Source organism: Streptomyces sp. NPDC090021 (assembly GCF_044748225.1).
In the GTDB taxonomy this organism is placed as follows: domain Bacteria; phylum Actinomycetota; class Actinomycetes; order Streptomycetales; family Streptomycetaceae; genus Streptomyces.
This window is the reverse complement of record NZ_JBIVFO010000024.1, coordinates 41,959-53,461: the sequence shown is the minus strand read 5'-3', so window position 1 is coordinate 53,461 and position 11,503 is coordinate 41,959. Positions and strand designations below refer to the sequence as shown.

8 protein-coding genes are annotated in these 11,503 nt (G+C 71.1%); 5 read left to right on the top strand and 3 right to left on the bottom strand.

Annotated features, from left to right (window positions below; translation table 11 throughout):
• Positions 1-138 precede the first annotated feature (138 nt).
• From ACIPXC_RS20440 to ACIPXC_RS20420, 5 genes are all read left to right on the top strand, one after another.
• Positions 139-2,682 carry a bifunctional SulP family inorganic anion transporter/carbonic anhydrase gene (locus ACIPXC_RS20440; RefSeq protein WP_401619982.1) on the top strand — a complete coding sequence of 848 codons (2,544 nt, stop codon included), beginning with the start codon at positions 139-141 and terminating at the stop codon, positions 2,680-2,682.
• A gap of 161 nt (positions 2,683-2,843) precedes the next feature.
• The gene (gene acs / locus ACIPXC_RS20435) at positions 2,844-4,844 is read left to right on the top strand and encodes an acetate--CoA ligase (protein WP_401619979.1); all 2,001 of its coding nucleotides are present in this window, start codon (positions 2,844-2,846) and stop codon (positions 4,842-4,844) included.
• A 218-nt stretch (positions 4,845-5,062) separates the two neighbouring features.
• Positions 5,063-6,496: a Na+/H+ antiporter NhaA gene (gene nhaA, locus ACIPXC_RS20430; RefSeq protein ID WP_401619976.1), complete on the top strand. Its 1,434-nt coding sequence runs from the start codon at positions 5,063-5,065 to the stop codon at positions 6,494-6,496.
• A 70-nt stretch (positions 6,497-6,566) separates the two neighbouring features.
• Positions 6,567-7,025, top strand: coding sequence for a phage holin family protein (locus ACIPXC_RS20425; protein ID WP_183066580.1), 459 nt, complete (start codon positions 6,567-6,569; stop codon positions 7,023-7,025).
• The gene (locus ACIPXC_RS20420) at positions 7,022-7,981 is read left to right on the top strand and encodes an alpha/beta fold hydrolase (protein ID WP_401619972.1); all 960 of its coding nucleotides are present in this window, start codon (positions 7,022-7,024) and stop codon (positions 7,979-7,981) included. Before ACIPXC_RS20425 ends, ACIPXC_RS20420 begins: the two co-directional genes overlap by 4 nt.
• 321 nt (positions 7,982-8,302) lie before the next feature.
• Here ACIPXC_RS20420 and ACIPXC_RS20415 read toward each other — a convergent pair whose 3' ends face one another.
• The 3 genes from ACIPXC_RS20415 to nth all read right to left on the bottom strand — a co-directional run bounded on the left by ACIPXC_RS20415 (position 8,303) and on the right by nth (position 11,262).
• Positions 8,303-9,505: a MarP family serine protease gene (locus ACIPXC_RS20415; RefSeq protein WP_401619969.1), complete on the bottom strand. Its 1,203-nt coding sequence runs from the start codon at positions 9,503-9,505 to the stop codon at positions 8,303-8,305.
• 13 nt (positions 9,506-9,518) lie between these two features.
• Entirely contained in the window at positions 9,519-10,241 is a 723-nt protein-coding gene (locus tag ACIPXC_RS20410; RefSeq protein ID WP_401619966.1) for an NUDIX hydrolase, read from the bottom strand.
• A gap of 142 nt (positions 10,242-10,383) precedes the next feature.
• Positions 10,384-11,262: an endonuclease III gene (gene nth / locus ACIPXC_RS20405; protein WP_401619963.1), complete on the bottom strand. Its 879-nt coding sequence runs from the start codon at positions 11,260-11,262 to the stop codon at positions 10,384-10,386.
• Positions 11,263-11,503 lie beyond the last annotated feature (241 nt).

The following is an 11,503-nucleotide window of genomic DNA, read 5'->3' as shown; positions in this document are numbered from 1 at the left end:
TTAATCACCCTTGAGTGCTAATTCATAAGCCATTTGCCCGAATTATCCACCACTCATCTTTACTCTCCATTACCATCCGTTTACTGAGTGTTGAGACTCCCGCCGCTTCACCCCTCATCCCAGAGGAGACGGGACCCCATGACAGCCACCTTCCCCACACGCACACCCCAGGGGATCCGCAAAGATCTCTCCGCGGACCTCTCCGCCTCCATCACCGTCTTCCTGATCGCCATGCCGCTCTCCCTCGGCATCGCCCTGGCCACCGGAGCCCCGCTCCAGGCGGGCCTGGTCGCGGCCGCGGTGGGCGGGATCGTCGCCGGACGCCTGGGCGGCGCTCCGCTCCAGGTGAGCGGGCCCGCGGCCGGACTCACCGTGGTCACCGCGGAGTTGATCCAGCGGTATGGATGGCGCACCACGTGTGCCATCACCGTGCTCGCCGGTGTCTGCCAGCTCGGCCTCGCCGCCCTGCGCACCGCGCGGTCCGCGCTCATGGTCAGCCCGGCCATCGTGCACGGCATGCTCGCGGGCATCGGCGTGACCATCGCACTGGCCCAGCTGCACATCGTGCTCGGCGGCACCCCGCAGAGCTCGGCCGTGGCGAACGTCCTCGGGCTGCCGGCCCAGCTGGCCGACCTGCACCCCGTGGCACTCGGCATCAGCGTGCTGACACTGGTCGTCCTGCTCGGCTGGCCGCGGCTGCCCGGGCGGGTGGGCCGGGGCCTGCGCAAGGTGCCGGCACCCCTCGCCGCCGTCGCCACGGCCACCGCCTTCGCCGCTCTGGCCGGGCTCAGCCTTCCCCGGGTGGACCTGCCGTCCTGGCGCAGCCACGCCCTTCCCGAGATGCCCGAAGGACCGGTTCTCGGTCTCATCGCCGCCGTACTGACCATCACCCTGGTCGGAAGCGTGGAGTCCCTGCTCTCGTCGGTCGCGACCGACAAGCTGATCGCCTCCGAGCGGGGCACGGACAACCGCCCGCCGCGCGCCGATCTCGACCGTGAGCTGCGCGGGCAGGGCGCGGCGAACATCGTCTCCGGTGCTCTGGGCGGGCTGCCGATCACGGGCGTGGCCGTGCGCAGCGTGGCGAACGTCAAGTCCGGAGCGGCCAGCCGGAATTCGGCCATGCTGCACGGCCTGTGGGTGCTGCTCGCCGCCTTCCTGCTGGTCCCGCTCCTCGACCTGATCCCGCTGGCCACGCTGGCCGCCCTGGTGATGGCGGTGGGGGTGCAGATGGTCAGCATCACGCACCTGCGCAGCGTCACCCGGCACCGGGAGGCCCTCGTCTACGGGACGACCATCGTGGCCGTGGTGCTCGGCGGGGTACTGGAGGGCGTGGCCGTGGGCATCGCCGTGGCCGTGGCCCTGGCCCTGCACCGGCTCGCCCGGACGCGCTTCACGCTGGAGCGGCTGGACAGCGGTGTCCACCGGGTCCGTGCGCGCGGGCAGTTGACCTTCCTCGCGGTGCCGCGGCTGAGCCGGGTGCTCAACCAGATCCCGCACGGAGCCCACGCCGTGGTCGAGCTCGACGGGTCCTTCATGGACCACGCGGCCTACGAGACGATCCAGGACTGGCAGCAGTCCCACCTGGCGCACGGGGGGTCCCTGGAGGTCACCGGCCGCTCGGGGCAGGCGGCCCGGATCACCGGGGCCGATCCGGCCGCGGCCGGGAAGGCCGGTTCCCCCACCGGAGCGGACGGGGCCGGAAGCACCGACGGGACCGCGGACGGGGCGCACGGATCCGGTCGCGGCCACGACGGCCGCCACGCCGAGGGCGGGCACCTTGGCGAGCGGTCCCGGCGCGCCCAGCAGCGCGGGACCCACCAGTGCTGCCGCCCCTGGACCCCCTGGCAGAACCACTGCGACCACCGTGCCACGGCCACCCGTACGGCCACGGCCGCGACCATGGCGGCAGCGGCGGCCACGGACCCGCAGGACGTCGGGGCACGGGACGCCGGAGCACAGGGCGTCGGAGCGCAGGACGCGGGGGCGCAGGACCCCTCACCGCCCCGGCGGCGCGGCGCGGGCCAACTGGCCAACGGGATCAGCGCCTTCCAGCGGGACACCGCACCCCACGTGCGGGACGAGCTGGCGCGGCTGGCCCGCGAGGGGCAGCGGCCCTCCCAGCTCTTCATCACCTGCGCGGACTCCCGGCTGGTGACCAGCATGATCACGGCGAGCGGCCCCGGAGACCTGTTCACCGTCCGCAACGTCGGGAACCTGGTGCCGCTGCCCGGGGCCGAGTCCACGGACGACTCCGTCGCGGCGGCCATCGAGTACGCGGTGGACGTGCTGAAGGTGGACAGCATCACGGTCTGCGGGCACTCGGGCTGCGGGGCCATGCAGGCCCTCCTCAGCTCCGCTCCCGGGGTCGCGGTGACCCCGCTGCGCCGCTGGCTGCGCCACGGACTGCCCAGTCTGGAGCGGATGGCGAGCCGCCATCACGCGTGGGCCCGGATCGCGGGCCGGTTGCCCGCCGACGCCGTGGAGCAGCTGTGCCTGACCAATGTGGTCCAGCAGCTGGAGCACCTGCGGGCCCACGAATCGGTGGCCCGGCGGCTCGCCGAGGGCAGCCTGGAACTGCACGGGATGTACTTCCACGTGGGTGAGGCCCAGGCCTACCTGCTGTCCGAGGGCGAGGACTTCTTCGACTGCAGGGTCTTCGACACGGTCGGCCAGCACGCCTGAACCGATACCCTCCGGTATCCGTGCCATCGATTGGCCCCTTCCCGCACCCTGCAGCGGGGAGGGGCCGTTCGCACGCCGTTCTCGTACCGACCGTCTGCGTGATATAGGTCTAAACCAATTTCAGGTTACCCCTTGTCACCCGGGCCGCAGACTGATGAGCTATGCCCGGGGACACAACGGACACCCTGGGAAAGGGAGATGTCGTGAGCAATGAGAGCCTGGCCAATCTGCTCAAGGAGGAGCGGCGGTTCGCACCGCCCGCCGATCTGGCCGCCGCCGCCAATGTGAAAGAGGCTGCGTACGCACAGGCCGACGCGGACCGGCTGGGCTTCTGGGCCGAGCAGGCCCGGCGGCTGACCTGGGCCACCGAGCCGACCGAGACGCTCGACTGGACGAACCCGCCCTTCGCGAAGTGGTTCGCCGACGGCAGGCTGAACGTCGCCTACAACTGCGTGGACCGCCACGTGGAGGCCGGCAACGGCGACCGCGTCGCCATCCACTTCGAGGGCGAGCCCGGAGACAGCCGCTCGATCACCTACGCCGAGCTCAAGGACGAGGTCTCCAGGGCCGCCAACGCCCTCACCGAGCTGGGCGTCGAGGCCGGCGACCGCGTCGCCGTCTACCTCCCGATGATCCCCGAGGCGGTCGTCGCGATGCTCGCGTGCGCCCGCATCGGCGCCGCGCACTCGGTGGTCTTCGGCGGCTTCTCCGCCGACGCCGTCGCCTCCCGGATCCAGGACGCCGACGCCAAGCTGGTCATCACCGCCGACGGCGGCTACCGCCGCGGCAAGCCCAGCGCCCTGAAGCCCGCCATCGACGAGGCCGTCGCCAAGTGCCCCCAGGTCGAGCACGTACTCGTCGTACGCCGCACCGGCCAGGACACCGCCCTCACCGAGGGCCGCGACGTCTGGTGGCACGACGTGGTCGCCCGCCAGTCCGCCGAGCACGCCCCGCAGGCCTTCGACGCCGAGCACCCGCTCTTCATCCTCTACACCTCGGGGACCACGGGTAAGCCGAAGGGCATCCTGCACACCTCCGGCGGCTACCTCACGCAGGCGGCCTACACCCACCACGCGGTCTTCGACCTGAAGCCGGAGAGCGACGTCTACTGGTGCACGGCCGACATCGGCTGGGTGACCGGGCACTCCTACATCGTCTACGGGCCGCTCGCGAACGGCGCCACTCAGGTCATGTACGAGGGCACGCCGGACACCCCGCACCAGGGCCGGTTCTGGGAGGTCGTGCAGAAGTACGGCGTCACGATCCTCTACACGGCGCCCACGGCCATCCGCACGTTCATGAAGTGGGGCGACGACATCCCCGCCAAGTTCGACCTGTCGAGCCTGCGTGTCCTGGGATCCGTCGGCGAGCCGATCAACCCCGAGGCCTGGGTCTGGTACCGCAAGCACATCGGCGGCGACCGCTGCCCGATCGTGGACACCTGGTGGCAGACCGAGACCGGCGCGATGATGATCTCCCCGCTGCCCGGCGTCACGCACACCAAGCCGGGCTCCGCCCAGCGCGCCCTGCCCGGAATCTCCGCCACCGTCGTGGACGACGAGGCGCACGAGGTCCCGGACGGCGGGGGCGGCTACCTGGTCCTCACCGAGCCGTGGCCGTCGATGCTGCGCACCATCTGGGGCGACGACCAGCGGTTCATCGACACCTACTGGTCGCGTTTCGAGGGCAAGTACTTCGCGGGCGACGGCGCCAAGAAGGACGACGACGGCGACATCTGGCTGCTGGGCCGGGTGGACGACGTGATGCTGGTCTCCGGCCACAACATCTCCACCACCGAGGTCGAGTCGGCGCTCGTCTCGCACCCCGCGGTCGCCGAGGCCGCCGTCGTCGGCGCCACCGACGAGACCACCGGCCAGGCCATCGTGGCCTTCGTCATCCTGCGCGGCAGCGCGTCCGAGACCGAGAACCTGGTCGCGGACCTGCGCAACCACGTGGGCAGCACGCTCGGCCCGATCGCCAAGCCCAAGCGGATCCTGCCGGTGCAGGAACTGCCGAAGACCCGCTCGGGCAAGATCATGCGCCGTCTGCTGCGCGACGTGGCGGAGAACCGCGCCGTCGGCGACGTCACCACGCTCGCCGACTCCTCCGTCATGGACCTCATCCAGAGCAAGCTCCCGGCCGCCGCCGGCAGCGAGGACTGACACCACGACACCGGCGTCACCGGCGACGGACGCGGGAAGGGGCACTCGGCGCGACGCGCCGGGTGCCCCTTTCGCGCATAAAGTGACGATCGCCGGATACGCCCTCGCGTACACCCTGTAAAATCTTGAAAGCGTAAAGAAAGACCACAGGGTGCGCCGGGAAGTCTGGTCGGCAACCAGTTCCGTCATGCCGTCCAACAGCCCCCGGAGGTGCCCCCGTGGCCGCGCCCACCCCCACCGACCACAAGAGCCGCAAGCTCCTCGGCCGGCTCTCGCTGCCCGAGAGCCGCTACATCGCCGATGCCCTGCGCGCCGAGACGGTGGGCGGCGTCCTGCTCCTCGTGGCCGCGATCGCCGCGCTGCTCTGGGCCAACATCCCCGCCATCTCGGACAGCTACGCGAGCGTACGGTCCTTCCACATCGGCCCCGCCTCCCTCGGCCTGGACCTCTCCCTCCAGCACTGGGCGGCCGACGGACTCCTCGCCATCTTCTTCTTCGTCGCCGGCATCGAGCTCAAGCGCGAACTCGTCGCGGGCGACCTGCGCGACCCCAAGGCCGCCGCTCTCCCGGTGATCGCCGCCCTCTGCGGCATGGCCGTGCCCGCACTGGTCTACGCACTGGTCAACGTCACCGGCAACGGCTCCATGGACGGCTGGGCAGTCCCGACGGCAACGGACATCGCCTTCGCACTCGCCGTGCTCGCCGTCATCGGCACCTCCCTCCCCTCGGCCCTGCGCGCCTTCCTGCTGACCCTCGCCGTCGTCGACGACCTCTTCGCCATCCTGATCATCGCGGTCTTCTTCACCAGCGAGATCGACTTCCTGGCGCTGGGAGGGGCGCTGGTGGGACTGGCCCTCTTCTGGTTCCTGCTCCGCCGCGACGTCCGGGGCTGGTACGTCTACGTCCCGCTCGCCCTGGTCATCTGGGGCCTGATGTACAACAGCGGCGTACACGCCACCATCGCCGGCGTCGCCATGGGCCTGATGCTCCGCTGCAGCCGCAGGGAGGGCGAGCGGAGCTCCCCCGGCGAGCACATCGAGCACCTGGTCCGGCCCGTCTCGGCCGGTCTCGCCGTCCCGCTCTTCGCCCTCCTCTCCGCCGGGGTCTCGCTCTCCGACGAGGCCATCGCGCAGGTCTTCACCCGCCCCGAGACCCTCGGCGTGGTCCTCGGCCTCGTCGTCGGCAAGGCCGCGGGCATCTTCGGCGGGACCTGGCTGGCCGCCCGCTTCACCAAGGCCGAGCTGAACGAGGACCTGGCCTGGCCCGACGTCTTCGCCGTCGCCACGCTCGCCGGCATCGGCTTCACCGTCTCCCTCCTCATCGGCGAGCTCGCCTTCGCGGGCGACGCGACCCTCACCGACGAGGTCAAGGCCGCCGTGCTGATCGGCTCCCTCATCGCCGCCGTGACGGCGTGCGTGCTGCTCAAGCTCCGCGACCGCCGCTACCGGCTGCTCACCGAGGCCGAGGAGCGCGACGACGATCAGGACGGCATCCCGGACATCTACGAGGAGGACAAGCCCGAGTACCACCTGCGGATGGCGAAGATCTACGAGGACCGGGCGGCGGAACACCGCCGCAAGGCGGAGAAGGCGGCCGCCACCGCGCTCCAAAGCGAAGCCGGGTCCACCACCGAGGCCGACCGTCCGGCATGATCTGAGTGACGACGCGGGGACAGACGCACCACAGCCGCCAGGCGGCGGCGGACGACAGAAGGAGAGAGCGATGAGCGCAGTGGACCAAGGGGCGCAGGGAGCCGAGCGCACACTCGGCCAGCTGGTCGCCTCGGCCACCGCCGAGATGTCCGCCCTGGTTCACGACGAGATCGCCCTGGCCAAGGCCGAGCTCCGCGAGGACGCCAAGCGCGTGGGCAGCGGCAGCGTCTCCCTCGTCGCCGCGGGTGTCTTCGCCGTCTTCTCCCTCCCCGTGCTGACCTTCGCCGCGGCGTACGGGATCCACAACCTGGGGCTCGGCCTCGCCTGGTCCTTCCTGATCGTCGGCGGCGCGTTCCTGCTGATCGCGGGCGTGCTCGCGCTGATCGCCGTACGGAAGTTCAAGAAGATCAAGCCGCCGGAGAAGTCCATCGCCTCGGTCAAGCAGACCGCCGCGGTGGTCGGGACCGTCAAGCCGCACCCGCGGCCGGTGAGTGACAAGGCTGTGGGTGTGGCACGCTCGTCCTCATGACAGCGCCCACGCCGGACCCCAGCATTCCGCCCACGGCCGCCACAGCCGTGCGGCTCGGCCTCCCCGGCGGGGAAGCGGTGACGCACCGGGACGTGGCCGCCAACGGTGCCCGGTTCCACGTCGCCGAGCTCGGTGACGGACCGCTGGTGCTGCTGCTGCACGGCTTCCCGCAGTTCTGGTGGACGTGGCGGCACCAACTGACCGCGCTCGCCGCCGCCGGGTACCGCGCGGTCGCGATGGACCTGCGCGGGGTCGGCGGCAGCGACCGCACCCCGCGCGGCTACGACCCCGCCAACCTGGCGCTCGACATCACCGGGGTCGTGCGGTCCCTCGGCGAGCCGGACGCCGCGCTCGTCGGGCACGACCTGGGCGGCTATCTCGCCTGGACGGCGGCCGTGATGCGGCCCAAGCTGGTGCGCCGGCTCGTCGTGTCGTCCATGCCCCATCCCCGTCGCTGGCGCTCGGCGATGCTGTCGGACTTCGGCCAGACCCGGGCGAGTTCCCACATCTGGGGCTTCCAGCGGCCCTTCGTGCCCGAGCGGCAGCTCGTCGCCGACGGCGGGGCCCTCGTGGGGGACCTGATCCGCGACTGGTCGGGGCCGCGACCTCCCGAGGAGGAGGACCTCGCCGTGTACCGGCGGGCCATGTGCATCCCGTCCACCGCGCACTGCTCGATCGAGCCGTACCGCTGGATGATGCGGTCGATGGCCCGGCCCGACGGGCTCCAGTTCAACCGGCGGATGAAGCGGCCCGTCCGGGTGCCCACGCTGCACCTGCACGGTTCACTCGACCCGGTGATGCGCACGCGCAGCGCCGCCGGATCCGGCGAGTACGTCGAAGCCCCCTACCGGTGGCGGCTGTTCGACGGGCTCGGGCACTTCCCGCACGAGGAGGACCCCGTCGCCTTCTCGACCGAGCTGGAGAACTGGCTGAAGGACCCCGAGCCGGACCGCTGACCGTCCGCCGCACACAGGGCAGTTCAGCAGTCGGATCGCCCTACGGGCATTCAATTGCCCGGCGCATAGGCCAATTGGCCGCCCCGTACGGGGTTACGGACCATGGGGCCCGGGCACAGAGCCGAGTATGAGCTGGACGCACGACTACGGTGACACCGCGCACGAACGCCGCCCGGCAGCCACACCGGGCACGCACGAGAGGGCCGGCCGGCACGGCCACGACCCACGCCTCGGAATTCCCCGCATCCTGCGCCGCCGGGCCCGCTGGGTCTCCGCACGCCTGCGGCATCCACGGACGTAGGGACCCGGCGGGGCGCCGCGTCAGAGGGCGCAGCCCTGGCTCTCGACCCGGCGCTCGGCGGTCCGGCCCTTCTCGATGTCGTCGCGGATCTCGTCCAAGGTCAGCGCGTAGCCGGTGTTCGGGTCGTCGAGGGACTTCGCGAACACGACCCCGTAGACCTTTCCTTCGGGCGTAAGCAGCGGGCCGCCGGAGTTGCCCTGGCGGACCGTCGCGAACAGCGAGTAGACGTCCCGTCGGACGGTGCCGCGGTGGTAGATGTCCGGTCCGTTGGCATTGATCCGGCCGCGGACCCGGGCCGCGCGGACGTCGTACGCGCCGTTCTCCGGGAAGCCGGCGACGATCGCGTCGCCGCCGCTCGTCGCGTCCTTGTCGGTGAACTCCAGCGGCGGCGCCTTCAGCTTGGGCACGTCCAGGACGGCGATGTCACGCTCCCAGTCGTAGAGCACGACCTTGCCGTCGTACAGCTTGCCCTCGCCGCCGATCTGCACGGTCGGCTCACCGACCCCGCCGACGACGTGCGCGTTGGTCATGACCTTGCCGGGCGCGAAGACGAAGCCCGTGCCCTCCAGCACCTTGCTGCAACTGGGCGCCGTGCCCACGACCTTCACGATCGAGCGCTTGGCCAGGTCCGCGACGGGACTGGTGGCGAGCGCCGGGTCGGGCGCCTTCACCTCGGTGATGGGCTCGTTGGAGAACGGGCTGAACACCTGGGGGAAGCCGTTGCGCGCGAGGGTGGAGCTGAAGTCCGAGAACCAGGTGTTCGCCTGGTCGGGCAGCACCCGCGAAACCCCCAGGAGCACCTTGGAGTTACGGACCTCCTTGCCCAGCGTGGGCAGCGAGGTGCCGGCGAGCGCCGAGCCGATCAGCCAGGCCACGAGCAGCATCGCGACCACGTTGACCAGGGCGCCGCCGGTGGCGTCGAGCACGCGCGCGGGCGTACCGGTGATCTGGCGGCGGAGTTTGCCGCCGAGGTGGGTGGTCAGCGCCTGGCCGACCGAGGCACAGATGATGACCGCGACGACGGCGATGACCACGACCGTGGTGGACACCTGGGTGCCGTCGTCGGTCACCCGGTCCCAGATCAGCGGGAGTAGGGCAACGGCGACCAGGCCACCGCCCAGGAAGCCGATCACCGACAGGATGCCGACGACGAACCCCTGGCGGTAGCCGACGATCGCGAACCACACGGCGGCGAGCAACAACAGGATGTCCAGCACGTTCACGTGGGCCACCGTCTCATGCGTGCCAGTCGAGCGGGACCTGACGTGATCGGTCCCACGGACGTTCCCAGCCGGCGAAGTGCAGGATCCGGTCGATCACTCCTGCCGTGAAACCCCAGACGAGGGCCGACTCGACGGTGAACCCGGGGCCCAGATGCCCCCGCGGGTGGACCGTCGTGACCCGGTACTCGGGATCCGTGAGGTCGGCCACCGCAACCGTGAACACCCGGGCCGTCTCGGCCGGATCCACGACGCCGACCGGGCTCGGGGTGTGCCACCAGCCCAGAACCGGGGTCACGACGAACTCGCTGACCGGGATGTAGAGCCGGGGCAGCACCCCGAAGAGCTGAACACCGGACGGATCGAGTCCGGTCTCTTCCTCGGCCTCGCGCAGTGCGGCCGACAGCGGGCCGGTGGTGTGCGGATCCCCGTCCTCCGGGTCCAGCGCACCGCCCGGGAAGGACGGCTGGCCCGCATGCGAGCGCAGCGTTCCGGCGCGCTCCATCAGCAGCAGCTCCGGCCCACGGGGGCCCTCGCCGAACAGGATGAGGACAGCCGACTGCCTCCCCCGGCCGTCCTCGGGCGGCAGGAACCGGCTCAGCTGCCGCGGTTCCACGGTCCGGGCGGCCTCGACGACGGGATCGAGCCATTCGGGCAGCCCCGCGGTGGTGACGGCCGGGCCGCCCCCCTCGCGCACTCCCGCAGTGACCCCGGCCTCGTCCCGTGTACCGCGCGTCATAGGCGCTCCTGTCCGCGTTCCTCTGTCAACAGCGTCTCCCACACCGCAAACGCGGTCCGGGTACCGATTCGTTCCTACGGCTCCGTCGCTCCGGCTCCTACGGCTCCTACGGCTCCGTCGCTCCGCCTCCGGACTCCGGCTCCTACGGCTCCTGTGACTCCTGCGCGGCGACCGCGCCGAGCGGCGGCGCCGGCAGGCCGGGGTAGTCCGGGGGCGGGCTCAGCCGCTGGCCCGGCCGGCCGCCCTTCTCGTACTTGAGCAGCTTCTTCGCCTTCTCCGGGTCCGTCTCGCCCTCCCCGTACGCCGGGCACAGCGGGGCGATCGGGCAGGCCCCGCAGGCGGGCCTGCGGGCGTGGCAGATGCGACGGCCGTGGAAGACGACCCGGTGCGAGAGCATCGTCCACTCGCTCTTGGGGAAGATCGCGCAGATCTCCGCCTCGACCTTCTCCGGGTCCTGCTGCTCGGTCCACTTCCAGCGGCGCACCAGCCGTCCGAAGTGGGTGTCCACGGTGATCCCGGGGACACCGAACGCATTGCCGAGAACCACGTTGGCCGTCTTCCGGCCGACGCCGGGCAGCTTCACCAGGTCCTCCAGCCGGCCCGGCACCTCCCCGCCGTGGCCGTCCCGCAGCGCCTGCGACAGGCCCAGCAGCGACTTGGCCTTCATCCGGAAGAACCCGGTCGGGCGGATGAGTTCCTCCAGATCCTCGGGGACGGCCGCGGCCATGTCCTCGGGGGTCGGATAGGCCGCGAAGAGGGCCGGGGTCGTCTGGTTCACCCGCAGGTCGGTGGTCTGCGCGGACAGCACCGTCGCGACGAGCAGCTCGAAGGGATTGCGGAAGTCGAGCTCCGGATGGGCGTACGGGTAGGTCTCGGCCAGCTCGCGGTTGATGCGACGCGCCCGGCGCACCATGGCCAGGCGGGATTCCTGCTTCGCCGCCTTCGGTTTCTTGGCCGAAACTTTGCCCTGAGGGGCGGTCGCGGCCTTCGGAAGCGCCATCGAGGGGGCTTGTTCGCCCACGGCTGAATTCTGGGCGTCCGTCACTCCTGCGGACCCCTTGGCCTGTGCTCTCAGCGGCTTATTGGACACCCGGCCAGCCTAAGGCCGGGCGCTGACGCCCGTCCGGACCTCAGGTAACACCACCCCGATCGGGCTCTCGCCGCACAGCACGCCCGTCCGTCCGGCATCCTTGTGATTGATCGCACTGTTTGAGCCGTCCGGCAAAATGGGGAGCACGGTCCCCTGAGCTGGTCGACATAGG